This window comes from Leifsonia sp. NPDC102414 (genome assembly GCF_044765685.1).
Lineage (GTDB): Bacteria > Actinomycetota > Actinomycetes > Actinomycetales > Microbacteriaceae > Leifsonia.
Map to the genome: position 1 here is coordinate 1297280 of NZ_JBIWKN010000001.1, position 23561 is coordinate 1320840.

19 protein-coding genes and 1 riboswitch are annotated in these 23561 nt (G+C 67.6%); of the genes, 5 read left to right on the forward strand and 14 right to left on the reverse strand.

Going from position 1 to position 23561, the window contains the following annotated elements; genetic code table 11:
• Nucleotides 1-6: 6 nt before the first annotated feature.
• The 4 genes from ACIRCZ_RS06240 to ACIRCZ_RS06255 all read right to left on the reverse strand — a co-directional run bounded on the left by ACIRCZ_RS06240 (nucleotide 7) and on the right by ACIRCZ_RS06255 (nucleotide 3401).
• A complete protein-coding gene (locus tag ACIRCZ_RS06240; protein WP_055896560.1) occupies nucleotides 7-1269 on the reverse strand; it encodes a citrate synthase in 1263 nt (420 codons plus the stop codon).
• A 199-nt stretch (nucleotides 1270-1468) separates the two neighbouring features.
• Nucleotides 1469-2587: a succinyldiaminopimelate transaminase gene (gene dapC, locus ACIRCZ_RS06245; protein ID WP_402850737.1), complete on the reverse strand. Its 1119-nt coding sequence runs from the start codon at nucleotides 2585-2587 to the stop codon at nucleotides 1469-1471.
• Between the two features lie 17 nt (nucleotides 2588-2604).
• Nucleotides 2605-2925 (reverse strand): ferredoxin, encoded by a 321-nt coding sequence (gene fdxA / locus ACIRCZ_RS06250; protein ID WP_055895722.1) that lies wholly within the window; start codon nucleotides 2923-2925, stop codon nucleotides 2605-2607.
• A 101-nt stretch (nucleotides 2926-3026) separates the two neighbouring features.
• Nucleotides 3027-3401 (reverse strand): DUF6113 family protein, encoded by a 375-nt coding sequence (locus ACIRCZ_RS06255; protein ID WP_402850741.1) that lies wholly within the window; start codon nucleotides 3399-3401, stop codon nucleotides 3027-3029.
• 101 nt (nucleotides 3402-3502) lie between these two features.
• Here ACIRCZ_RS06255 and efeU point away from each other — a divergent pair, with 101 nt between their 5' ends.
• From efeU to efeB, 3 genes are read left to right on the forward strand one after another with little or no spacing between them, the layout of a single operon-like run.
• Nucleotides 3503-4468 carry an iron uptake transporter permease EfeU gene (efeU, locus tag ACIRCZ_RS06260; protein ID WP_402850744.1) on the forward strand — a complete coding sequence of 322 codons (966 nt, stop codon included), beginning with the start codon at nucleotides 3503-3505 and terminating at the stop codon, nucleotides 4466-4468.
• 44 nt (nucleotides 4469-4512) lie between these two features.
• The gene (efeO, locus tag ACIRCZ_RS06265; RefSeq protein WP_402850747.1) at nucleotides 4513-5691 is read left to right on the forward strand and encodes an iron uptake system protein EfeO; all 1179 of its coding nucleotides are present in this window, start codon (nucleotides 4513-4515) and stop codon (nucleotides 5689-5691) included.
• Between the two features lie 8 nt (nucleotides 5692-5699).
• Nucleotides 5700-7016, forward strand: a complete 1317-nt coding sequence (gene efeB / locus ACIRCZ_RS06270) for an iron uptake transporter deferrochelatase/peroxidase subunit (RefSeq protein ID WP_402850750.1) — start codon at nucleotides 5700-5702, stop codon at nucleotides 7014-7016.
• 67 nt (nucleotides 7017-7083) lie between these two features.
• Here efeB and ACIRCZ_RS06275 read toward each other — a convergent pair whose 3' ends face one another.
• The 3 genes from ACIRCZ_RS06275 to ACIRCZ_RS06285 all read right to left on the reverse strand — a co-directional run bounded on the left by ACIRCZ_RS06275 (nucleotide 7084) and on the right by ACIRCZ_RS06285 (nucleotide 11507).
• Nucleotides 7084-7551: a hypothetical protein gene (locus ACIRCZ_RS06275; protein WP_402850753.1), complete on the reverse strand. Its 468-nt coding sequence runs from the start codon at nucleotides 7549-7551 to the stop codon at nucleotides 7084-7086.
• A 56-nt stretch (nucleotides 7552-7607) separates the two neighbouring features.
• On the reverse strand, nucleotides 7608-9530 hold the full coding sequence (typA, locus tag ACIRCZ_RS06280; protein ID WP_055895712.1) for a translational GTPase TypA: 1923 nt from the start codon (nucleotides 9528-9530) through the stop codon (nucleotides 7608-7610).
• 123 nt (nucleotides 9531-9653) lie between these two features.
• Entirely contained in the window at nucleotides 9654-11507 is a 1854-nt protein-coding gene (locus ACIRCZ_RS06285) for an ABC transporter ATP-binding protein (RefSeq protein WP_055895710.1), read from the reverse strand.
• 86 nt (nucleotides 11508-11593) lie between these two features.
• Here ACIRCZ_RS06285 and ACIRCZ_RS06290 point away from each other — a divergent pair, with 86 nt between their 5' ends.
• Complete coding sequence (locus ACIRCZ_RS06290; RefSeq protein ID WP_402850757.1) at nucleotides 11594-12220, forward strand: PH domain-containing protein; 627 nt, start codon at nucleotides 11594-11596, stop codon at nucleotides 12218-12220.
• Nucleotides 12221-12264: 44 nt separating this feature from the next.
• Here ACIRCZ_RS06290 and ACIRCZ_RS06295 read toward each other — a convergent pair whose 3' ends face one another.
• The 3 genes from ACIRCZ_RS06295 to ACIRCZ_RS06305 form a co-directional block, all read right to left on the reverse strand.
• Entirely contained in the window at nucleotides 12265-13278 is a 1014-nt protein-coding gene (locus tag ACIRCZ_RS06295) for an ABC transporter permease (protein WP_402850760.1), read from the reverse strand.
• On the reverse strand, nucleotides 13278-14810 hold the full coding sequence (locus tag ACIRCZ_RS06300; protein WP_055895704.1) for an ABC transporter permease: 1533 nt from the start codon (nucleotides 14808-14810) through the stop codon (nucleotides 13278-13280). The genes ACIRCZ_RS06295 and ACIRCZ_RS06300 overlap by 1 nt, the downstream gene beginning before the upstream one ends.
• Before the next feature lie 192 nt (nucleotides 14811-15002).
• Nucleotides 15003-16793 (reverse strand): ABC transporter family substrate-binding protein, encoded by a 1791-nt coding sequence (locus tag ACIRCZ_RS06305; protein WP_055895701.1) that lies wholly within the window; start codon nucleotides 16791-16793, stop codon nucleotides 15003-15005.
• Nucleotides 16794-17065: 272 nt separating this feature from the next.
• On the opposite strand from ACIRCZ_RS06305, the gene ACIRCZ_RS06310 reads away from it, so the two are divergent.
• Nucleotides 17066-17860, forward strand: coding sequence for a CPBP family intramembrane glutamic endopeptidase (locus ACIRCZ_RS06310; protein ID WP_402850764.1), 795 nt, complete (start codon nucleotides 17066-17068; stop codon nucleotides 17858-17860).
• A 79-nt stretch (nucleotides 17861-17939) separates the two neighbouring features.
• Here the strand turns inward: ACIRCZ_RS06310 and gcvP are convergent, their stop codons facing one another.
• The 4 genes from gcvP to ACIRCZ_RS06330 all read right to left on the reverse strand — a co-directional run bounded on the left by gcvP (nucleotide 17940) and on the right by ACIRCZ_RS06330 (nucleotide 23459).
• Nucleotides 17940-20873 carry an aminomethyl-transferring glycine dehydrogenase gene (gene gcvP, locus ACIRCZ_RS06315; protein WP_402850766.1) on the reverse strand — a complete coding sequence of 978 codons (2934 nt, stop codon included), beginning with the start codon at nucleotides 20871-20873 and terminating at the stop codon, nucleotides 17940-17942.
• A gap of 15 nt (nucleotides 20874-20888) precedes the next feature.
• A complete protein-coding gene (gene gcvH / locus ACIRCZ_RS06320; protein ID WP_402850769.1) occupies nucleotides 20889-21260 on the reverse strand; it encodes a glycine cleavage system protein GcvH in 372 nt (123 codons plus the stop codon).
• A 2-nt stretch (nucleotides 21261-21262) separates the two neighbouring features.
• Nucleotides 21263-22432, reverse strand: coding sequence for a glycine cleavage system aminomethyltransferase GcvT (gene gcvT / locus ACIRCZ_RS06325; RefSeq protein WP_402850772.1), 1170 nt, complete (start codon nucleotides 22430-22432; stop codon nucleotides 21263-21265).
• Between the two features lie 169 nt (nucleotides 22433-22601).
• Nucleotides 22602-22702, reverse strand: a riboswitch (glycine riboswitch).
• A gap of 151 nt (nucleotides 22703-22853) precedes the next feature.
• A complete protein-coding gene (locus ACIRCZ_RS06330; RefSeq protein ID WP_402850775.1) occupies nucleotides 22854-23459 on the reverse strand; it encodes a hypothetical protein in 606 nt (201 codons plus the stop codon).
• Nucleotides 23460-23561: the final 102 nt, after the last annotated feature.

Below are 23561 nucleotides of genomic sequence, written 5' to 3' on the forward strand. Positions count from 1 at the left end.
CGACGGTCAGCGGCCGGTGGGCCAGCTGCGCTCGGCGGAACCCGTGTACAGCTGCTGCGGGCGGCCGATCTTCGTGGCTGGGTCGCTGTTCATCTCGCGCCAGTGGGCGATCCAGCCGGGAAGCCTGCCCATCGCGAACAGGACGGTGAACATCCTGGTCGGGAAGCCCATCGCCTTGTAGATGACGCCGGTGTAGAAGTCCACGTTCGGGTAGAGCTTGCGGTCGATGAAGTACTGGTCGGCGAGCGCGACCTCTTCCAGCTCCTTCGCGATGTCGAGCAGCGGGTCGTGGACGCCGAGGGCGGTGAGCACCTCGTCCGCCGACTCCTTGACCAGGCGGGCGCGCGGGTCGAAGTTCTTGTAGACGCGGTGCCCGAAGCCCATCAGCTTCACGCCCTCTTCTTTGTTCTTCACGCGCTCGACGAACTTCTGCACGCTCTCGCCGGAGTCGCGGATGCCCGCGAGCATGTCGAGGACGGCCTCGTTGGCGCCGCCGTGCAGCGGGCCGTACAGCGCGTTGATGCCCGCGGAGACAGACGCGAACAGGTTGGCCTGCGTCGAGCCGACCAGGCGGACCGTCGAGGTGGATGCGTTCTGCTCGTGGTCCTCGTGCAGGATCAGCAGACGCTCCAGCGCCTTCGACAGCACCGGGTTCACCTCGTACGGCTCCGCCATCGTGCCGAAGTTGAGGCGCAGGAAGTTGTCGACGAAGCTCAGCGAGTTGTCCGGGTAGAGGAACGCCTGGCCGAGGCTCTTCTTGTGCGCGTACGCCGCGATCACCGGCAGCTTGGCCAGCAGGCGGATGGTCGAGAGCTCGATCTGCTCAGGGTCGTGCACGCTGAGCGAGTCCTGGTAGAACGTGGACAGCGCCGAGACGGCGCTCGACAGCACGGACATCGGGTGCGCGTCGTGCGGGAGGGCGGAGAAGAAGCGGCGCAGGTCTTCGTGCAGCAGCGTGTGGCGGCGGATGCGCTCGTCGAACTCGGCCAGCTCGCTGGCGCTCGGAAGCTCGCCGTAGATGAGGAGCCAGGCGACCTCGAGGAATGTGGAGTTCTGCGCGACCTGCTCGATCGGATACCCGCGGTAGCGCAGGATGCCGGCGTCGCCGTCGATGTAGGTGATGGCCGACCGTGTGGCCGACGTGTTCACGAAGCCGTAGTCGAGGCTGGTGAGGCCGGTCTGCTTGGTCAGCGTGGAGAAGTCGATGCTCGACGCACCGGAGACGCTGGACAGGATCGGGAACTCGGCCGTGCCACCCGGGTAGCTCAGCGAAGCGGTCGCCGCTTCGGTGCGGGCGGGAACAGCGCTGCCCGCCTGTGCCTTATCGGTGCCGATTCCGCTCACAACGCCTCCAGGGATAATGGTTGGGTTCGCGCGCTGATCGTGGCAGCGCTGCAAAAGTCGTGCGGATACAGCCTAACGAACGGCAGCGACAACTGTCGCATCGTGCAAAAGCGGGCCGATCCTGTTAGAGAGTCTCTCCAACGGCGCGCAGGCGTTCCGCTGCGGCGGCGATCCGCTCGTCCGTCGCGGTCAGCGAAAGCCGCACGTGCTGCGGGGACGAGTCGCCGTAGAACACTCCCGGCCCGGCCAGGATGCCCAGGTCGGCCAGCCGCCCGATGGTCTCCCACGCGTCCCTGCCCTCTGTCGCCCACAGGTACAGCCCCGCCTCGCTGCGGTCGATGCGGAAGCCGGCGCCCTCGAGCGCCGGGCGGAGCAGGTCGCGCCGCGCCCGGTAGCGCTCGCGCTGCACGGACACGTGCTCGTCGTCGCCGAGTGCCGTCACCATCGCGGCCTGCAGTGGAGCAGGCAGCATGAGACCCGCGTGTTTGCGGACGGTCAGCAGACGCCCGACCACGGTCGCGCATCCCGCGATGAACGCGGCGCGGTAGCCCGCCAGGTTGGACTGCTTGCTCAGCGAGTAGACCGCGATCACGTTGCGCCGGGAGTCTCCGATGACGCGCTTGTCGAGCACGCTCGGGATGGGCGTCTCGTCCCAGGGAGCGTCCCAGCCGAGCTCGGCGTAGCACTCGTCGCTCGCGACGTATGCTCCCAGCTCGCGCGCACGCTCCACCGCCGCGCGCAGCTCCTCCACGGACAGCACGCGGCCGTCGGGGTTGCCAGGACTGTTCAGCCAGACCAGCTTGGTGTTCCGCGGCCACTCGGCGGGGTCGTCGCTCGCGAGCGCCTCTGCCCCTGCCATCGCCGCGCCGATCGCGTATGTCGGGTATGCGGCCCGTGGATGCACGACCACGTCGCCCTCCCCCAGGCCGAGCATGAAGGGGAGGAACGCGACGAGCTCCTTGGAGCCGATCGTGGGAAGGACGTTGTCGACCGTCAGGCCGGTGACGCCACGGCGGCGTGCGAACCAGGAGACGATCGCCTCGCGCAGGGCGGGCGTCCCGACCGTCTGCGGGTACGCGTGCGCGTCCGTCGCCTCTGCCAGCGCCCGGCGGATGAGGTCGGGAGTCGCATCCACCGGGGAGCCGATGGACAGGTCGACGATGCCGTCAGCGTGCTCCCTGGCGCGCACCGCGAACGGCGCCATCGCATCCCAGGGGTATTCGGGGAGTTCGGCGAGAGCCATCGGGGCGGGGCCGGAGCTCAGTGGGCCTGCGGAGGCAGGGCTGCGATGACCGGGTGGTCCTTGGCGATGACGCCGACCTTGGCCGCTCCACCAGGGGAGCCGATGTCGTCGAAGAACTCGACGTTTGCCTTGTAGTAGTCGGCCCACTGCTCCGGCAGGTCGTCCTCGTAGTAGATCGCCTCGACGGGGCAGACGGGCTCGCAGGCGCCGCAGTCGACGCACTCGTCCGGGTGGATGTAGAGCGACCGTTCGCCCTCGTAGATGCAATCGACAGGGCACTCGTCGATACAGGCCCGGTCTTTCACGTCGACGCAGGGGAGGGCGATGACGTAGGTCACAGTGCAGTATTTCCCTTCGCGAGTTGTACTCGTCTAGCTTATGCCGTTTCCACGCCGAGTCGTTTGCGCCTCAGGGCGTTTGCGGTTCAGCACGTTGCGGCTCAGGCGGTTTGCGGCCGTCGCGACTTCGACAGGTCCGGCCACGCCATCACGATGGCGGCGATCACGATCGGACCGGCGAGCCAGAGCTGGCCGAGCAGGTCGTTCTGGATCAGCACGGAACCCCCAGCGCTCTTCTGCGAGAACAGCAGTACGGCCAGGATCGCGCCGATAGCGGCCACCAGGGCCGGGATGCGGCTGGTGCCGAGCAGGCGGAGCCCGACGAGCATCGCGGTGTACGCCGTCAGCGACCCGATGAGGCCGAGCGGGATGCTCACTCCCCAGGTCACGGTGGTCGGATGCGCGACCGTGCCGACCGCACCGACGATCGCGCCCACCAGGAAGAGCAGCACGTAGTTGACGATCCGGCTGAGCATTCTCGAATCCTATCTGGACATGCTGGGCACGGTTGTCTAAGGTCGAAGGCGGTAAGGTTAGCCTTACCAACCTCCCCCGCCACTCCTTCCGAAAGTGCTCTGTGTTCGCGAACTATCTGATCGGCCTCCGCGAAGGTCTCGAAGCATCTCTCGTCGTCGGGATTCTGATCGCGTACGTGGTGAAGGTCGGACGCCGCGACGTGCTCTCCAAGCTCTGGGCCGGCATCGGGATCGCGGTCGTCGTGCCGCTCGGCCTCGGCGCTCTGCTCACCTGGGGGCCGTACGGCCTCAGCTTCCAGGCGCAGGAGATCCTCGGCGGCGGCCTCTCGCTCGTCGCCGTCGGCTTCGTCACCTGGATGACGTTCTGGATGGGCAAGACCGCCCGCAGCATGAAGACGACCCTGCAGTCGAAGCTCGACTCCGCGCTGGTCGGCGCCGGCTGGGGCGTCATCATCCTGGCCATGCTGAGCGTCGGGCGCGAAGGTATCGAGACGGCGCTGTTCGTCTGGGCCACGGTCGCCAGCGTCGGTGGCGGGTGGGAGCCGGTCGTCGGCGCGCTGCTCGGTATCCTCACGGCGGTCGTGATCGGCGCGCTCATCTACCGCGGCATGGTCAAGATCAACCTCGGGACCTTCTTCACCTGGACAGGGGCGTTCCTTATCCTGGTGGCCGGCGGCGTGCTCGCATACGGCATCGGCGACCTGCAGGAGGCCGGCGTGCTTCCCGGCGCGGGGGTCCACGCGTACGACATCAGCGGCATCATCCCCTCCTCCAGCTGGTACGGCACCTTCCTGACCGGCATCGTGAACTTCAACCCGTCGCCCACCTGGCTGCAGGTGTTCGGCTGGCTCGCATACGTCGTGATCGTGTCCGCGTTCTACCTGCGGCAGCACCGCGCGTCCGCGAAACCCGCGAAACCCGCGACGACGACACCGGATTCGGTGCAGCAGCACCAGGCGACCGCATCCAGCAGCAGCGCATCCAGCAGCGGCGCATCCAGCAGCAGCGCGTCGAGCAGCATGGCCGCGAGCAGCACCTCCCCTCTCCCCCGCACCACAGCATCCTGAACCGCGCCGCACTGACGCATCCTCCTGCACGAGAAAGCACCCCCATGCCACGATCCCGCACCTTCGGCGTCCTCGCCGGAACCATCGGCGCCGCCACCATCGCGATCGCCCTCACCGGCTGCGTGCCCAACAAGGCGTCTGCCGACGCCGAGGCGATCAGCGTCACGCTGAACGACGAGAAGTGCACCGTCTCCACCGCCACCGCTCCCAGCGGCGCCGTGACGTTCCAGGTCACCAACACCGGAACGGACGTCAACGAGTTCGAGGTGCTCGCGGACGACAAACTGCGCATCGCGGGCGAGAAGGAGAACGTCGGGCCAGGCACCACGGTCAACTACGTCGTCCAGCTCGCCGAGGGCAGCTACTACACCGCCTGCAAGAAGGGCATGGTCGGCAGCCCGACCTCGCTGACGAAGTTCAGCGTCACCAAGGGCAAGGACACCACCACCTCCGCCAGCGAGAGCAAGCAGGTCTCGCAGGCCGTCACCAACTACATCTCATACGTCAAGGACCAGAGCGGCCAGCTCCTCACCGCGACGCAGGCCTTCGCCAAGGCGTACGAGGCAGGGGACGACGCCGCCGCGCGCACCCAGTACCCTGCTGCGCGGGCGTTCTACGAGCGCATCGAGCCGACCGCCGAGCAGTTCGGAGACATCGACCCCGCCATCGACCTGCGCGAGGCCGACCTGGAGGCAGGGCAGAACTGGACGGGCTGGCACCGCATCGAGAAGGATCTCTGGGCTCCCGCCGGCTTCACGCCCTCCGACTCCGCCGGCCGGAAGGTGCTCGGCGACCAGCTCGTCGCCGACACGCAGAAGCTCTACGACCTGGTGTACGCGAAGAACTTCAGCCTCACCATCGACCAGATCTCCAACGGCGCCATCGGCCTGATGGAGGAGGTCTCCCGCAGCAAGATCACCGGCGAGGAGGAGACCTTCTCGCACACGGACCTGTGGGACTTCCAGGCCAACGTCGAAGGCGCGCAGGTCGCGTACGGCATCGTCCGCGACATCGCGGAGGGCAAGGGAGCGAACGGCAAGAAGGTCGTCGCCCAGCTCGACACCGAGTTCGCCGCGATCACCACGCTGCTCGACCAGTACAAGTCGGGCGACGGCTACGTGAGCTACGCCGAGCTGAGCACCTCCCAGGTGAAGGAGCTGTCCGACGAGGTCAACGCCCTCAGCGAGCCGCTTAGCCAGCTCACCTCGATCATCGTCAAGTAGGTCTGCGGGTGACTTCGGAGACCGGCAACGAGAACGCGCCAGCGGCGGGAGAGACCGGCAGCACGTCCGGCCTCTCCCGCCGCGGGCTTCTCGGCCTGGCCGGCGCTGCGGTCGGCGCCGGCGTGGTGGGCGTCGGAGCGGGAATCGCCGTCGACAGGACGGTGCTCGGCGCATCCACCGACTCGTCGGCGACATACCCGTTCTACGGAGAGCACCAGGCCGGGATCACGACGCCGGCGCAGGACAGGCTGCACTTCGCGACCTTCGACGTCGTCGACGGCCTCGACCGCGCCGGCCTCGTCGAACTCCTGCAGGACTGGACCACCGCCGGCGCGCGGATGACTCAGGGGCGACCGGCCGGGAAGTACGGACCGGCGAGCGGCCCCGTGGATGCGCCCCCGGACGACACCGGCGAAGCTCTCGACCTGCCTGCGGGCGGTCTCACTCTCACCTTCGGGTTCGGGCCGACCCTGTTCGAGACGGCGGACGGGCACGACCGGTTCGGGATCGCATCCCGTCGGCCTGCCGCGCTCGTCGACCTGCCGCACTTCCCCGGCGACGCCCTGCAGGACGCGCTCGTCGGAGGCGACCTCTGCGTGCAGGCGTGCAGCGACGACCCTCAGGTGGCGGTGCACGCGATCCGCAACCTGTCCCGGATCGCGTTCGGGCGCGCGACCATCCGCTGGTCGCAGCTCGGTTTCGGACGCACGTCGTCCACCTCGCGCAGCCAGACCACGCCGCGCAACCTGTTCGGGTTCAAGGACGGCACGGCGAACATCAAGTCGGAGGACACAGCGGTGGTCGCCGACCAGGTGTGGGCAGGCTCGGGCGGCGACGACCAGTGGATGCGCGGGGGCTCCTACCTGGTGGCGCGCAAGATCCGCATGGTCATCGAGACCTGGGACAGGCAACAGCTCGGCGAGCAGGAGCGCATCATCGGCCGTGACAAGGGCGAGGGCGCTCCGCTCTCCGGCGGCACCGAGTTCAGCGAACCGAACTTCATCGCACTCTCCCCCACCGGCGGCACCAAGATCGACCCGGACTCGCACGTCAGGCTCGCGCATCCGAAGACCAACAACGGCGCCCAGCTTCTGCGCCGCGGCTACAACTTCGTGGACGGGAACGACGAGCTCGGCCGGCTCAACGCCGGGCTGTTCTTCATCGCGTTCCAGAGCGACCCGCGGAAGCAGTTCATCCCGATCCAGATGCAGCTCGCGAAGAACGACGCCATGAACGAGTACGTCAAGCACGTCGGCTCCGGCATCTTCGCCGTGCCGCCCGGTGCCCGTTCCGGCTCCTACGTCGGCGCCACCCTCTTCGCCTGACCATCGAGCCGGGACTTCTGCACGCCTACACCCGGCGTGTCGCGTGCAGAAGTCCGGGCTCGATTGTTCAGGGGGTGGGGGCAGGGGTGGATGCGGGGGTGCGGGAGACGGAGTAGTTGGCGACCCAGCCGTTGATGCCGGCCGAGGTGACCACGACGAGCACGCCGTATGCGTCGCTCGCGAAGGTGCCTGTGCCACCGCCGTCCGGCGAGGTGGCGCCGAACTCGCCGGTGAAACCGGCGTCCGCGAGCTGCTTCTGGATGTCCTGGTACGCCTTCGCGTCCGGGAGCTTCACCGTGACGTTCCAGACTTCGGCGTCGCCGGAGCCGACGGAGGCGCCGAGCACCACGTCGCCGTCGTAGAGCGGGACAGCGGACGGGAAGTCGGCAGGGACCTTCTTTCCGCCGATGTCGACGTTGCCGCCCGTGGCGTCCTTGACGATGCCCTCGATGCCGCAGCCCGTCAGCGCCGGCGTGACGCCGAGGGCGAGCACGATCGCGAGCGGAACGCCCACGAGCATCCTGGATCGCTTCACGATCGCCCCTTCCTGACGGCCCGCCGTGCGAGCCGTCAGGTCAAGGGTACGTTCGATCAGGCGTTCTGGTCCTGCTTCTTCAGACGCGAGGTGGCGCGGGCACGCGCGTTCGAGTCGAGCTCGACCTTGCGGATGCGGACGGCCTCCGGGGTGACCTCGACGCACTCGTCCTCGCGGGCGAACTCGAGGCACTCCTCGAGCGTCAGCTGGCGCGACGGCGTCATCGACTCGAAGTTGTCCGCGGTCGACTGACGCATGTTGGTCAGCTTCTTCTCCTTGGTGATGTTCACGTCCATGTCGTCTGCACGCGAGTTCTCACCGATGACCATGCCCTCGTAGACCTCCTCCGTGGGGTTCACGAAGAACGTCATGCGCTCCTGCAGAGCGATGATGGCGAACGGGGTGACCACACCGGAGCGGTCGGCCACGATGGAACCGTTGCTGCGGGTGACGATCTGGCCGGCCCAGTCGTCGTAGCCGTGACCGATCGCGTTGGCGATGCCGGTTCCACGCGTGGTCGTGAGGAACTCGGTGCGGAAGCCGATCAGGCCGCGCGACGGGACGATGAACTCCATGCGGACCCAGCCGGTGCCGTGGTTCGCCATGTTCTCCATGCGGCCCTTGCGGGCGGCGAGGAGCTGCGTGATGGCGCCGAGGTACTCCTCCGGCGCGTCGATCGTGAGGTGCTCGAACGGCTCCTGCAGCTTGCCGTCGACGCGCTTGGTGACCACCTGCGGTTTGCCGACGGTGAGCTCGTAGCCCTCGCGGCGCATCTGCTCGACCAGGATGGCGAGCGCGAGCTCTCCACGGCCCTGGACCTCCCACGCGTCAGGACGCCCGATGTCGAGCACGCGGAGCGAGACGTTGCCGACCAGCTCGCGGTCGAGACGGTCCTTGACCATGCGCGCGGTGAGCTTGTGGCCCTTCACCTTGCCGACGAGCGGCGAGGTGTTCGTGCCGATCGTCATCGAGATGGCCGGCTCATCCACGTGGATGGCCGGAAGGGCGCGGATGTCCTCCGGGTCGGCGAGGGTGTCGCCGATCATGATGTCGGCGAAACCGGCGACGGCGACGATGTCGCCAGGGCCGGCGCTCTCGGCCGGGTAGCGGTCGAGGGCCTTCGTGATCATCAGCTCGGTCACGCGCACGTTGTGCACGTCGCCGTCGTGGCGCACCCAGGCGACGGTCTGGCCCTTCTTGAGGGTGCCGTTGAAGATGCGCAGCAGCGCGAGGCGGCCGAGGAACGGCGAGGCGTCGAGGTTGGTGACGTGTGCCTGCAGCGGAGCGCTCGGGTCGTAGGTGGGAGCGGGGATGTGCTCGAGGATGGCCTCGAACAGCGGCTCCAGGTCGTCGTTGTCCGGCAGCTCGCCGTTGGCGGGCTGGTTGCGGCTCGCAGCGCCCGCGCGGCCGGAGGCGTAGACGACGGGGACGTCGAGGATCGCATCCAGGTCGAGGTCCGGCACGTCGTCGGCCATGTCGCTGGCGAGGCCGAGCAGGAGGTCCTGGCTCTCGCTCACGACCTCCTCGATGCGGGCGTCTGCGCGGTCGGTCTTGTTGACGGCGAGGATGACGGGCAGCTTGGCCTCGAGCGCCTTGCGCAGCACGAAGCGGGTCTGCGGAAGCGGACCCTCCGACGCGTCGACGAGCAGCACGACGCCGTCGACCATCGACAGGCCGCGCTCGACCTCTCCACCGAAGTCGGCGTGGCCGGGGGTGTCGATCACGTTGATCGTGATGGGGCCGTTGGTGGCGTGCTTGCCCTTGTACGAGATCGCCGTGTTCTTGGCGAGGATCGTGATGCCCTTCTCGCGCTCGAGCTCGTTGGAGTCCATGGCACGCTCTTCGACGTGTTCGTGGTCGCCGAACGAATTCGTCTGCCGGAGCATGGCGTCGACCAGCGTGGTCTTGCCGTGGTCGACGTGGGCGACGATTGCGACATTGCGCAGATCATCGCGGTGGGCGACGGCGTTCTCGGACATGCGTGCAGACTCGACTCTCGTCAGAAGGATAAGTGGGGAACGGTCCATTCTATCAGGGGAACGACCAAGGGCCCGACGCACTCAGCGCCGGGCCCCTCTGGTGGATGCGGTGATCCGCCCTCGCTACAGTCCCTGCGCCACCGGGGGCTCAGGCTCCTGCAGCTCGACGGCGGGCACGACGGCCTCGTCGGAACCGGCGGCCAGCAGTTCCAGCCGCAGCGTGCGGCGGGCGCGCTGCTGGTCGGGGTCCGGCAGCGGCACCGCGGCGAGGAGGCGTTGCGTGTACGCCTCCTTCGGGTAGCGCAGGATCTCATTGCGCGTTCCGACCTCGACCAGGTTGCCGTGGTGCATCACCGCGATGCGGTCGGCGAGCACGTCGATGACGGCGAGGTCGTGCGTGATGAAGAGGCAGGCGAAGTTCATCTCGCGCTGCAGGTTCTGCATCAGATCGAGGACGCGGGCCTGAACGGAGACGTCGAGCGCGCTGGTCGGCTCGTCGGCGATCAGCACCTGCGGCTTCAGCGACAGTGCGCGGGCGATGCCGACGCGCTGCTTCTGGCCGCCGGAGAGCTCGTGCGGGAAGCGGCTGCGGTACGCGAGCGGCAGCTCGACGCTGTCGAGGAGGCGGTCGACCTCCTTCGCGAGCTCCTGGCCCTTCAGTCCCTTGGCGAGCCGCAGCGGCTCGCCGATCGAGTCGGAGATCTGCAGACGCGGGTTCAGCGACGACGACGGGTCCTGGAACACGATGCCGACGTTGCGGTGCAGCTTGCGGATCTCGTCGCGGTTCGCGTTGCTGATGTCCTGACCGGCGACGACCAGCTTGCCGGAGTGGATGGGCAGCAGCCCGATGGCCGAGCGGCCGAGCGTGGTCTTTCCTGAGCCGGACTCGCCGACCAGGCCGACGACCTCGCCCTCGTGGATCTGCAGGTCGATGTCGCTCGCCGCGCGGAACGCGGGAACGCGGCCGTGCTTCGGGTACTCGATGGCCACGTTCTGGAAGTCGACGACGACCTTGCGCTTGTCCATCTCGGACTTGGTGTGCTCCTCGGCGGCGATGCGCTCGTTCACCCGGATGCGCTCTGCGAACGCGGCGTCCGGGTTCTCCGTGCCTGCGGCGAGGGCCGCCGTGGTGTCGATCTCCTCGTCCTCGCGCTGACCGAGGTGGGGCACCGCCTCCAGCAGGGCGATGGTGTACGGGTGCTGCGGGTTAGCGAAGACCTCGGCGACGGTGCCGGACTCGACGATGTCGCCCTTGCGCATCACGACGATGTTGTCCGCCAGGTCGGCGACGACGCCCATGTCGTGGGTGATCAGCAGGATGGCGCTGTCGAGACGGTCGCGCAGCGAACGCAGCAGCTCCAGGATCTCGGCCTGGACCGTCACGTCGAGCGCGGTGGTCGGCTCGTCGGCGATGAGCAGCTTCGGGTCGCAGGAGATCGACTGCGCGATCATCGCGCGCTGACGCTGGCCGCCGGAGAGCTGGTGGGGGTACGAGTTGAACGCCTTCACCGGGTCGGGCAGCTCGACCATGCCGAGCAGCTCGAGCGCACGCTCCTTCGCCTCGTGCGGCGACATCCCGAAGTGGATGCGCAGGGTCTCCACGATCTGGAAGCCCACCGTGTATACGGGGTTCAGCGCCGTCATCGGCTCCTGGAAGATCACGGAAACCTGGCGTCCGCGCACGCGGCGCATCTGCTGCGGGTTGAGGCCGGTGAGCTCGCGCCCCTCCAGCTTGATGCTCCCCCGCACGCGCGAGTTCTCCGGCAGGAGGTCGAGGATCGCCATCGAGCTCGCACTCTTGCCAGAGCCGGACTCGCCGACGATCGCCAGCACCTCGCCCGCCCTGATCGAGTAGTTGAGCTTCTTGGCAGCCGGGACCCAGACGTTGTCGACGCCGAAGTCCACCGACAGGTCGGTGACCTGGAGAACGGCGGCGTCGCTCACGACGCCCGCCTGACCGTTGGTGTTGTCGGTCATGATGTGCTGTTCCTTTCGCGAGCGCCGGGGATCGCCCGGCGTCTCCGGTCGCCGTCCGAGGGCGCGAGGGGTGAGAGCATGGTCACATGCCTTACGCCTCCGCCGACGAACGCGAGGTGTTCGTCTCCCGGTTCAACCGGGTCGTTGCCGTCCTGATCTGGGCGGCCTGTGCCGCGCTGACCATCGGACTGCTGGTGAGCATCCACGATCAGCGGCTGCTGTACATCGCGCCGTGCGCCTTCTTCGCGCTGCTGGCGTGGGTGACGCTGTGGCGTCCCCTGTTCGTCGTCGCCCGCGACGGCCTGACGGTGGTCAACGTGACGAGCACCGTCCAGATCCCGTGGGAGGCGCTCATCAACGTCGACACGAAGTTCGCGCTGACGCTCTACACGCCCGGCCACAAGTACGCCGTCTGGTCGCTGCCTGCGCCTGGAACGTCCAGGACGCTCAGGGCGACCCGCAGCGAGACCAAGGGACGCGTCGGCAAGCCGAGCGTCGCCGACAGCGTGCGCCGGCCGGGCGATCTGCTGTCCACTCCGTCCGGCGCCGCCGCCGAGGTGGTGCGCCGCCAGTGGACGCAGCTCCGCGACAGCGGAGCGCTCGAGGCGGGGATCGCCGACGAGACGCCCGTGACGGTCCGCTGGCACCTGGTGAGCCTGTCGGCCCTGGTGCTGCTGCTCGCCGGCACGATCGCCGCCCTGCTCCTCGCCTGACCAGAGGGTCACGGCGGCGAGGGGCAGGGCGAGGACGGCGCTGGTCACAGCACGTCCTCCGCGATGGCCGCTCCGGTCTTCGGGGTTCCTGCGTCGCCCTCGCCCGGCTCCGGCTCCTCCTCGCGCATCTTGCGCAGGTTGAACCGGCGGTGGCGCGGGTCGAACGCATCCCGGAGACCGTCGCCGACGAAGTTGACGAGCAGGGCGAGGGTCACGATGAACGCGCCAGGCCACCAGAACAGCCACGGACGGGTCTGGAAGGCCGACTCGTTCGAGCTGATCAGGAGACCGAGCGACGCGTCCGGCGGGCGGATGCCGTAGCCGAGGAAGGACAGCGCCGTCTCGAGCAGGATGGCAGCGGCCATGATCAGCGTCGACGAAACGATCACGACGCCGATGGCGTTCGGCAGGATGTGCTTGAAGATGATCCGCATGTCGGAGGCACCGGCGACGCGCGCCGCCTCGACGAACTCACGCTCTCGGAGTGAGAGGAACTCGCCTCGGACCAGACGTGCGATGCCCATCCAGGAGAAGAAGCCGAGCATCAGGGCGAGGAACGGAGCGCCGAGGCCTCCGGTCCAGTGCCCGACGACCGAGCCGATCACGAGGGCGGGGATGACGATGAACACGTCGGTGATGCGCATCAGGATGGCATCGACGATGCCGCGGAAGTACCCCGCGACCGCGCCGACGAAGACGCCGAGCACACTCGCGATGACGCCGATGATGATCATCACCAGCACGGAGTTCTGGATGCCGCGCATGACGAGGGCGAAGTAGTCCTTGCCGATGCGGTCCTGTCCGAACGGGTGCTCGAGCGTCGGTGACCCCTGCTTGACCTGGTCGTTCAGCTCCTTGTAGTCGTACTTCCACCAGCCGTGGATGTTTCCGATGCCGATCGCGGAGATCGAGAACAGGATGATGACGATGAACAGGATCGCGCTGATGACGGCGACCTTGTTGGACAGGAACCGCTTCCAGATGAGCTTGCCCTGGCTGACCGGTGGTGCGGTCGGCGCCTGCAGCTCGTCGGCGATCATGGGTTCGGTGCTGGACATTATCGGACCCTCACTCTCGGGTCGAGTGCGGCATACGCGAGGTCCGCGAGGAAGTTGAACAGAATGGCCATGGCGGCGATCACGACGAAGTAGGCCATCACCGGGTTGAGGTCACCGCGCTGGAGTCCGGCGTTGAACAGCGAACCCATCCCGGGGATCGCGAACACGCGCTCCGTGATGATCGCGCCACCGAGCAGTGCGCCGACATCGAACGCCACCAGGGTGGTGATCGGGATCAGCATGTTGCGGAAGGCGTGACGGACGACGACGGTGCGCTCGGGCAGACCCTTGGCGCGCGCGGTGCGGATGAAGTCCTGGTTGAGGACTTCGAGCATCCCGGCGCGGGAGTACCTGGTGTACGACGCGAACGAGATCAGCAGCAGCGCGACGGTCGGCAGCGCCAGGTGGGTGAACGTGTCGAGCCCCGTCTCCCAGATGTCACCGGACAGCCCGGGCGTCGACGAACCGACGGTCGCGATCGGGCGGCCGTTGGTGTCCTGGAAGTACTGCGGCCACGCCTGCATGAAGCGGTCGAGCAGCACGAGGGCGCCGGACGCGATGGTGACGATGACGCCGACCCGCATGTTCTGACCGCGGTCGTAGCCTCCGACGAAGTAGCCGATGGCGAGGCTGACCACGATGGCGACGACGATCAGGATGATGATGGTCGCGACCGACGAGATGTCGAACAGCGGCTGCAGCGCGAAGTAGCAGACGATCGTGATCGCGCCGGTGATCGCGGCCGTGAGCAGCGCCCTGCGGTTCTGCAGGCCGGAGATCAGGGCGGTCGTGCCGAGGACGATGGCCGCCACGAGGATGATCATCACCACCGGGCCGAGGCCGGGCTTGAGGAACCAGTCCGTCGCGGACATCAGCAGCAGGATTCCGGCCGTCGCGACGCCGGAGATGAGGAACGTGGTCACACGCCGCCTCATGTCGCCGCCGATCAGCGACTGCCAGATGAGGCCGGCCACCAGTCCTATGAGGCCGGCGACCCACCATTGGATCGTCGGTTTCGCGAGGAAGTTGTTGAAGCCGATCGCGACGAACTCCTTGAGGAGCACGGCCACGAGGAACGCCGGGAGCGAGTACAGGAAGAAGCTGAGGAACGTGACGACGTTGTCGAGTCCGCTGTACTGGCGAAGGGCGGTGACGATACCGATGGTGACACCGAGCAGGATCGCGAGGATGAGCGCGACCGTGACGAGCTGGATGGTCGATGCGAGAGCCTGCGGCAGGATGTCGACGACCTGAGCGTTCGAGATCGTGGAGCCGAGGTCACACGCGTTCGCGAACGGGATGAGGCACTTGGCCGCACCTCCGAGCCACAGAAGCCAACGCAGCGGCGGGGGGACGTCGAGCTGCAGGAGTTGGATCCTGGCGTTGATGAGCTGAGTCTTGTTGGGGGAATTGCTGCTCCGCAGGTCCTGGAGCGGGTCTGCGCTGTACGCGACCAGCATGTACATCAGGAACGATGCGGCGATGATGATGAGCACCGAGACGAGAAGGCGTCTCAGGATGAAACTCGCCATAGGTTGAAAACCTCACTGACAGTGCGCGCCGGCTCGGGGGTGGCGGGCACTCGGCCCGCGTCGACGCGTATCGGAATGGATGAACGGGTCTCGTCCACCGACTACATGATACGGGGCGTCGACGGAACCGCCGACGCCCCGCGGCAGGAGAGTGCCCGGGGTTCACCCGGGCACTCTCACTGTTGGAGCTGGTTACTTCGCGGTGGAGGACTTGACCGACCACTCCCAGAAGTTCCAGAACGGACCGGACTGTCCGCCGTTGTACTTCACGCCTTCCACACGAGCGGTGGCGCCGAAGACACCGGGCAGCTGGAACAGCGGGAGGCCGTATCCGTCTGCGAAGGTCTTCGCGTCGATCTGCTGCTCGATCTTGGTCAGCTCGGACGGGTCAAGCGTCGTCTGCGACTTCACAGCGAGGTCGTTCGCCGCCGAGTAACGGTTGTAGTTACCGCCACCGTTGGTGGTGAACAGCTGCGGGATCTGCGACGTGCCTGCACCAGGGCTGATCCAGCCGAAGAGCGAAGCGTCGTAGTCGCCACCCGGGAGGAGCTTGCTCCAGTCGGGCGATCCAGCGTCGACGACCTTGAAGCCGGCCTTGGAGGCCGAGGCCGAGATGGCCTGGAACTCGTCGACACGGTTCGGGTTGTTCGTGTTGTAGAGGATCCTGACCGTCGGGGTGGCACCGGCGAGCAGCGCCTTGGCGCCGTCGATGTCGACCTTGGCGAACTTGTCAGAACCGTTCATCTTCACGGTGTCCGCGTACTGTTCCTGGTTGGGCAGGAAGATCTGCGAGTCGAGGACCTTGGCCTTCGAGTCGACAGGGGTGACGATCGAGTCGAGGATCTGCTGACGCGGGATCGTCTTCAGGAACGCCTCGCGCACCTTCGGGTCCGCGAACGTCTGCGAGCCGAAGTTGAGGTCGAGGTGGTCGTACGAGGCCTGAGCACCGGTGAGGACCTTGGCGCTGGTGTTCTTCAGCGCGGTGATCGTGTCGGCGGAGGCCTGCGGGTTGATGATGTCGACCTCACCGTTCTGGAGAGCGGTGACCTGTGCGTTCGCGTCAGGGATGATGCGGAAGACGATCTTGTCCACGTTCGGCTTGAGTCCACCGGCGTAGTACTTGTTCTTCACCATCGTGAGCGACTGACCGGGGGTCCAGCCGGAGACCACGAACGGTCCGGAGGAGACCAGGAGGTCCTTGTCGGTCGGGAACGCGGTCACGTCGTAGCCGGTGTTGACGAAGTCAGCAGCCTTCTTGAGCGTGGCGTCCGGAGCGGCAGGGTTGTCCTTGTCGCCCTTCTGCAGGCCCTTGAGCAGCTTCGTCAGGTCGGCGGCCGATGACAGGCCCGCCTTCTTGGCGACGATGTGCGCGGGCTGCGCGATCGGGTTGACGAGCTCCCAGTCGACGTACGGGGTGCCGTACTTCAGGGTGATCGACGTGTTGTTGTCGCCGACCGTCGGGAAGGCGGTCGTGTCGAGACCCGCCGTGGAACCAGCGATCGTGAAGTACTGGGTTCCCTTGGTGACGTTGCCCTGGTCGTCGGTGGTCGACGAGTCGTAGTAACCGGATGCGATCGCCCAGGCGAGCACCATGTCGTCAGCAGTGACGGGCTGGCCATCTGACCACTTGTCGGCCTTGTTCAACGTGTACTTGACCGTCAGCGGGTCGTCCGAGAGCTTCTCGAACTTGCCGAACTTGTCGTCGTGGACGATCTTGTAGTTGTTGTCGATGTACTGGAACCCGGTTCCGTACGAGCCGTCGAGGTAGCCGACCTGGCCGTTGGTGTCCAGGTTGCCCTGCGGCGTCTGCGAGTTGAACGACGTGAAGTCGTTCACGACAGCGACCGACACGGAGCCGCCCTGCGCAGCGGTGGATCCACCGGTGCTGCCGGACGTGGTGCAGGCTGACAGTGCAAGCGCTGCGACGCCGGCGACGGCGACCGCGCTGACCGCGTACCTGACCTTTCTTCCCTTGATGTGCAATGTTCCTCCTGTGCGAAGTGTGCGTCGGCCGCGGACATGCGAGTGCGTCCGGACCGCGCTGGATAAGAATGACCCTAGGTATCGCACGGTTTGAATGCAAAACGGGGCGGCAAAACGTTACACAGTGGTAACTCGGTTAGCGGAAAATTGCACGATGCACACAAGAACGGCGATTTTCGACCGCGTGGTGCAACGAATCGACCGCTTCCGCCCGTTCAGACAGGACAAAGCGCATCCAGGGGCCGTCGTCCAAGACCTGGCAGGATGCCTCTATGAGCCGTGAAACCCCCTGGTCCGCCGAGATTCCGCTCGAACGCGCACAGCGCCCGCGGCTGTGGTGGGAGATCGCGATCGTCCTCGGGCTGTCGCTCGGCGCATCCGCTGTCTACTCGATCGTCGAGATCGTCGCGCGGGCCACGGACACGACGCCGCTGGCTGACCAGACGGCGCAGGTCAACCCGTCGCAGAGCACCAGGGAGTGGCTGGACTTCACCTACCAGTTCCTCGGCAACCTCTTCCCGCTGTTCGCCGTCGCGCTGGTGATCTTCCTGCTCTGGCAGCGGGAGCGCAGCGGATTCCGACGGATCGGGTTCGATCTGACCAGGCCGCTTCCCGACCTCGGTGGCGGGATGCTCCTGTTCCTCGCGATCGGCATCCCCGGCATCCTGTTCTACGCCCTCGGCCGGGTGGTCGGGGTGACCGTGCAGGTGCAGGCGTCTCCGCTGGACACGCACTGGTGGACCGTTCCCATCCTGGTGTTCGCCGCGCTGCGCGCCGGCCTGCAGGAAGAGGTCATCATCGTCGGCTACCTGTTCACCCGGCTGCGGCAGCTCGGCTGGGGGAAGTGGACCATCATCGTCTCCGCCGCCCTGCTGCGCGGGAGCTACCACCTCTACCAGGGCTTCGGGCCGTTCGTCGGCAACGCGATCATGGGCGTCGTCTTCGGCTGGTGCTATACCCGCTGGGGCCGCGTGATGCCGCTCGTCGTCGCCCACGTCGTCATCGACATCGTCTCGTTCGTCGGCTACCCGCTCGCCGTCGCCCTCTGGCCGCACATCTTCGCTTAACCAGCAATCGAGTCCGAACTTATTCACGCGACACGCCGGGTGAGGGCGTGAATAAGTTCGGACTCGATGGTTTGGGCGACTAGGCGAAGGCCTCGGGAGGCGGGCAGGCGCAGAAGAGGTTGCGGTCGCCGTATGCCTGGTCGATGCGGCGGACGGGTGGCCAGTACTTGGAACGGACCAGGCCAGGAACCGGGTAGACGGCCTGCTCGCGGGAGTACGCGTGCGTCCACTCGCCGGAGATGACGGACTCCGCGGTGTGCGGGGCGCCGCGCAGCGGGTTGTCGTCGGCCGGCCAGTCCCCCGCGGCGACGGCGTCCGCCTCGGCGCGGATGGCGATCATCGCGGCGACGAACCTGTCGAGCTCGCCGAGGTCTTCGCTCTCCGTCGGCTCGACCATCAGCGTGCCCGCGACGGGGAAGCTCATCGTCGGGGCGTGGAAGCCGTAGTCGATGAGGCGCTTGGCCACGTCGTCGACGGTCACGCCGGTCTGCTCGGTCAGCGGCCGCAGGTCCAGGATGCACTCGTGCGCCACGAGGCCGTTGTCGCCCGCGTAGAGCACCGGGAAGGAGTCGCGGAGCTTGACGGCGACGTAGTTGGCCGCGAGGACGGCAGCACCCGTCGCATCCCGGAGGCCGGAGGCGCCCATCATCCGGACGTACGCCCAGCTGATCGGCAGGATGCTCGGACTCCCGTACGGCGCGCTCGACACCGGACCGCCCGCGTGCTCGACGCGCTCCCCTGCCGAACCGCTCGCCGACGACAGCGGGTGCGTCGCATCCTGAGCGAGCGGGTGGCCTGGCAGGAACGGCGCGAGGTGCGCCTTCGCCGCGACGGGGCCGACGCCCGGTCCGCCGCCGCCGTGCGGGATGCAGAACGTCTTGTGCAGGTTGAGGTGGCTGACGTCTCCGCCGAAGTCGCCGAAGCGGGCGTAGCCGAGGAGGGCGTTCAGGTTGGCGCCGTCGACGTAGACCTGGCCGCCCGCGTCGTGTACCGCCTGGGTGATCGCGACGACCTCGTGCTCGTACACGCCGTGCGTGGACGGGTACGTGATCATGAGCGCGGCGAGGGTGTCCGCGTGCTCGGCGATCTTCGCGCGGAGGTCGTCGAGGTCGACGTTGCCGAGCTCATCGCAGGCGACGACCACCACGGACATCCCGGCGAGGACCGCCGACGCCGCGTTGGTGCCGTGGGCGCTCTGCGGGATGAGGCAGACCGTGCGCGCGAGGTCGCCGCGCGAGCGGTGGTATCCGCGGATCGCGAGCAGTCCGGCGAGCTCGCCCTGGCTTCCTGCGTTCGGCTGCAGCGAGACGGAGTCGTAGCCCGTCACGTCGGCGAGCCAGGTCTCGAGCTGGTCGATGAGCGCGAGGGAGCCGCGAACGTCGTCAGCGGGCGCGTACGGGTGCAGCCCGGCGAACTCCGGCCAGGTGACGGCCTCCATCTCGGTGGCGGCGTTGAGCTTCATCGTGCATGAGCCGAGCGGGATCATGCCGCGGTCGAGCGCGTAGTCCTTGTCGGCGAGGTACTTGAGGTACCGCATCATGGCCGTCTCGGAGTGATGCGTGTTGAAGACGGGGTGGGTCAGGTAGGCGCTGGACCGGAGCAGGGTGTGGTCGAACGATGGGACGCCGTCGATCATCCTGACGTCGGAGCCGTCCGTGCCTGCTTCGTCTGCGGCGGCGTCCGCGCCGAACACGGAGAGCAGGTCCGCGAACAGCGTCGACCCCTCAGCGAGGTCGGCCGCGACCTCCTCGTCGAAGCTCAGGGAGACAGTGGATGCGTCTGCCGCGTGCAGCAGGATGCCGCGCTCGTGGGCGGCGGCGACCGTCGCGGCTGCGTCGGCGACCCGCACCTGGATGGTGTCGAAGAACGACTCGGAGATTACGTCGACGCCGCGCTCGCGGAGCACGGTCGCGGTGGTCGCCGCGGTGAGGTGCACCCGCCGGCCGATCGCCTTGAGCCCGCGCGGGCCGTGGTAGACCGCGTACATCGCGGCCATGACGGCGAGCAGCACCTGGGCGGTGCAGATGTTCGAGGTGGCCTTCTCGCGGCGGATGTGCTGCTCGCGGGTCTGCAGCGTGAGCCGGTACGCCGGCTTGCCCACCGCATCCTGGGACACGCCGACGAGGCGGCCGGGAAGCTGGCGCTCCAGGCCGGAGCGCACGGCCATGAAGCCGGCGTGCGGGCCGCCGAAGCCCATCGGCACACCGAGGCGCTGGCTGGTGCCGACAGCGACGTCTGCGCCGAGCTCGCCTGGCGAGCGGAGCTGGGTGAGCGCGAGCAGGTCGGCCGCGGCCACGACCACCGCTCCCCCTGCCTTGGCCGAGGCGATGACATCAGCCGGGTTCCAGACCCGGCCGGATGCGCCAGGGTACTGCACGAACAGCCCGAACGCGTCGGCCAGCTCGGCGGAGTCGGCCGGGGTGGCTGCCAGGTCGAGCACGACGAGCTCGATGCCGACCGCATCCGCCCGGTTGCGCAGCAGCGCGAGCGTCTGCGGGAAGGTGTCCGCGTCGACGACGAACCTCGCCGACTTCACCTTGGATGCGCGGCGGGCCAGCAGCATCCCCTCGACGACGGCTGTTCCCTCGTCCAGCATCGACGCGTTTGCGGTGTCGAGGCCGGTGAGGTCGGCGACCATCGTCTGGAAGTTGATCAGCGCTTCCAGGCGTCCCTGCGAGATCTCCGGCTGGTACGGCGTGTACGCCGTGTACCAGCTCGGGTTCTCCAGCACGTTGCGCTTGATCACGGCCGGCGTGATGGTGCCGTAGTACCCGAGGCCGATCAGCGACCGGTTGACGGTGTTCTGCGCCGCCAGGGCGCGCAGCTCGCGGAGCGCCGCGCGCTCGCTGGCCGCCGCGGGAAGCACGGACTCGTAGCCCGGGTCGACGCGGATCGTGTCCGGCACGGCGGCGGTGACCAGGTCGGCGACCGTCTCGTAGCCGATGGAGGACAGCATGGAGCGCTGCGCGTCGTCACCGGTGCCGATGTGACGCGTCTGGAAGAGTTCAGTCATGGAAGTGCTGATGCCTCACTCGCCCGTGAGGGCGGCGTATTCGTCGTAGCTGAGAAGAGTGGGGAGAGCGGTGAAGGCGATCTTGACGAGCCAGCCGTCACCGAACGGGTCGCTGTTGACGAGCTCCGGCGCATCCACGACGGCGTCGTTGATCTCGGTGACCGTGCCGTCGACAGGGGCGAACAGCTCGCCGACCGACTTGGTCGACTCGATCTCGCCGACGACCTTGCCCTCGGCCAGCTCGCTGCCGACCTCCGGCAGCTCGACGAACACCACGTCGCCCAGCTTCTCGGCCGCGTACGCGGTGATGCCGACCGTCGCGACGTCGCCGTCCACGAGGATCCACTCGTGCTCTGCGGTGTATTTGAGGTCCTGTTCTGCGGCCATGGCTAGCGCTTCTTTCTGCTGTAGAAGGGGAGGGCGGTGACGGTGTATCCGAGACGGTTGCCGCGGATGTCGACGTGCAGTTCTGTGCCTGGGCGGGCGTAGCGAGGGGCGACATACGCCATCGCGATCGGCACGCCGATGGTCGGGGAGAGTGCGCCGGAGGTGACCACACCGACGGATGCGTCTCCGCCGTCCGTCTCGCTCGTCGCGTACACCGGGTATCCGGCGCGGGCGGCGCGCTTGCCGTGGCCCATCAGGCCGACGAGCACGGGAGCCTCTGCGTCCGGGCCGTCCTCGCTGGCGGCACGCCCGACGAAGTCGGTGTCCTTCGCGAGGTTGACGACGCGGCCGAGTCCGGCCTGCGCAGGGTAGGTGTCGAGGCCGAGCTCGTGGCCGTACAGCGGCATCCCCGCTTCGAGGCGGAGGGTGTCGCGGCTGGCGAGCCCGGCCGGGACGAGGCCCTGCTCTGCTCCCGCCTCCAGCAGCGCGTCCCAGAGCTGGGGGGCGTTGTCCGGCGCGAGGTACAGCTCGAAGCCGTCCTCGCCCGTGTACCCGGTGCGCGCGATCAGCACGGGATGCGCTTCGTACAGCGCCGGGATGGACCAGTAGTACTTGAGGCCGTCGAGGCGGGCGGCCACGTCGTCGCCGTCGTACGAGCCGCCTTCGATGGCGAAGCCGGGAGTCGCGCTCAGGATGGACAGCGCGGCGGGACCCTGCACCGCGATCAGCGCGATGTCGTCGCTCTCGTCGAACACCTCGGCGTCGAACGGCGCCGTGCGCGCCCGCAGCTCCTCGACCACCTGGTAGCGGTTGGCCGCGTTGGCGACCACCATGTAGCGGTCCTCACCGGTGCGGTAGACGACCAGGTCGTCCACGATGCCGCCGGAGCGCGACAGCAGCAGGCTGTACTTGGCCTGGTCGATGCCGATGGCGGACAGCTTGCCGGCGAGCGCGTAGTCGAGCGCTGCTCCTGCCTCCGGGCCGAGGACGACGATCTCCGCCATGTGCGAGAGGTCGAAGAGTCCTGCGGCATCCCGGACAGCGTGGTGCTCCGCCAGGTCGCTGGAGTAGCGGACGGGCATCTGCCAGCCGGCGAAGTCCGTGAAGGATGCCCCGGCCGCCTGGTGGGCGTCGTGCAGCGGGGAGAGGCGGTCCGATTCGTGCGAGGTCATTGAGTTCTCCGATTCGCCGGCCGTCGCCGGGAGTTGGGCACAGACCGCGATGCGGCTGTGTGAGAACTCCCCCTCTGTCATCCGGCCTGAGAGTTTCACCGCGCTGACGCGCGGCTTTCACCGTGGGCGAGGACGGCGATCGTGTCGTCGTCCTGCTTTTCAGAGTGGCCAGTCCGATGCGGTACGCGTACCTGAGAGATTGTCGGGGAGGATTGCTCCTTCGGTGCCGGCTGTGCGCTCTCGCGCTCCCGGCTCTCCCGCATCGACCTCGATTGGCCCAGTATTCAGTTTCTGTGCTGCGCGCCCAGCATATCCGACGCGCCGCGCCTGCGCTGGATCGCCCCGGGTCAGGTGTCACGTCTGTATGCACAGGCGCCGAAGACACCGCACGCGGGCGTCTCGCGGGGGTTGTCAGGGGTTGTCAGGGCTTCTCCAACGCCCTCAACGACAGCGACAGCGTGGCCTGCTCGAGGTCGGCAGGCGACGGAGACGGGGTTGGAGACGGTGAGCGCGGATTCCGCAGCGACTTCTCACGCGCCCACGTGTCGATGGAGGGATCGGTAGAGCACTCCGACGAAACATCGATGGAGACGATCGTGCTGGTGACGCCAAGTCCGTAGAACACGCCGTCCGACCGCACGGCACGGATCGAGACATCCATTTTGCCGGAGGGCGAGGTCCAATCGACGGTGCGCGTCACCGTGAACCCTTCGCTCTCCCAATACGCGGTGAGCTTGTCCGCAATCGGATGCGGGTCCTCCTCGAACGCAGCATGCGTCACATTGTTGCTCACCTGGTGAGCCGTCTTTGACCCGACCGTCCCACACGGTGGCAGACTCACGTCTTCCGCGGCCGGATCCCACGGCCTCTGATCCTGGATCGGCCCGCGGAACCAGCCGTCCGTGACACCGGTCGCAGCGATCGCAGCGTCGGTGAGATTCGCCCACTGCGTCAACAACTCCGTGATCGTCTTCTGCGGCGCACCCGGAGTCTGCGGAACAGGATCACTCAAAACAGGAACAGACACACACCCTCCCAAAGCCGACACCACCACGGCTGCTGCGGCACACGCCCCCGCCAGTCGACCCATGACGGTCGCAACACTCTGTGACCCATGCCAGGTCGGGCC

What these genes read in the sequence shown, in the direction of transcription:
- dapC (WP_402850737.1), bottom strand. Translation starts at nt 2,587, where the DNA reads ATGGCTCTCGCCGAACTCCCCGAATACCCCTGGGATGCGATGGCGCCG.
- ACIRCZ_RS06255 (WP_402850741.1), bottom strand. Translation starts at nt 3,401, where the DNA reads ATGCTCAGCCGGATCGTCAACTACGTGCTGCTCTTCCTGGTGGGCGCG.
- efeO (WP_402850747.1), top strand. Translation starts at nt 4,513, where the DNA reads ATGCCACGATCCCGCACCTTCGGCGTCCTCGCCGGAACCATCGGCGCC.
- typA (WP_055895712.1), bottom strand. Translation starts at nt 9,530, where the DNA reads ATGTCCGAGAACGCCGTCGCCCACCGCGATGATCTGCGCAATGTCGCA.
- ACIRCZ_RS06285 (WP_055895710.1), bottom strand. Translation starts at nt 11,507, where the DNA reads ATGACCGACAACACCAACGGTCAGGCGGGCGTCGTGAGCGACGCCGCC.
- ACIRCZ_RS06290 (WP_402850757.1), top strand. Translation starts at nt 11,594, where the DNA reads ATGCCTTACGCCTCCGCCGACGAACGCGAGGTGTTCGTCTCCCGGTTC.
- ACIRCZ_RS06295 (WP_402850760.1), bottom strand. Translation starts at nt 13,278, where the DNA reads ATGTCCAGCACCGAACCCATGATCGCCGACGAGCTGCAGGCGCCGACC.
- ACIRCZ_RS06300 (WP_055895704.1), bottom strand. Translation starts at nt 14,810, where the DNA reads ATGGCGAGTTTCATCCTGAGACGCCTTCTCGTCTCGGTGCTCATCATC.
- ACIRCZ_RS06310 (WP_402850764.1), top strand. Translation starts at nt 17,066, where the DNA reads ATGAGCCGTGAAACCCCCTGGTCCGCCGAGATTCCGCTCGAACGCGCA.
- gcvP (WP_402850766.1), bottom strand. Translation starts at nt 20,873, where the DNA reads ATGACTGAACTCTTCCAGACGCGTCACATCGGCACCGGTGACGACGCG.
- gcvH (WP_402850769.1), bottom strand. Translation starts at nt 21,260, where the DNA reads ATGGCCGCAGAACAGGACCTCAAATACACCGCAGAGCACGAGTGGATC.
- gcvT (WP_402850772.1), bottom strand. Translation starts at nt 22,432, where the DNA reads ATGACCTCGCACGAATCGGACCGCCTCTCCCCGCTGCACGACGCCCAC.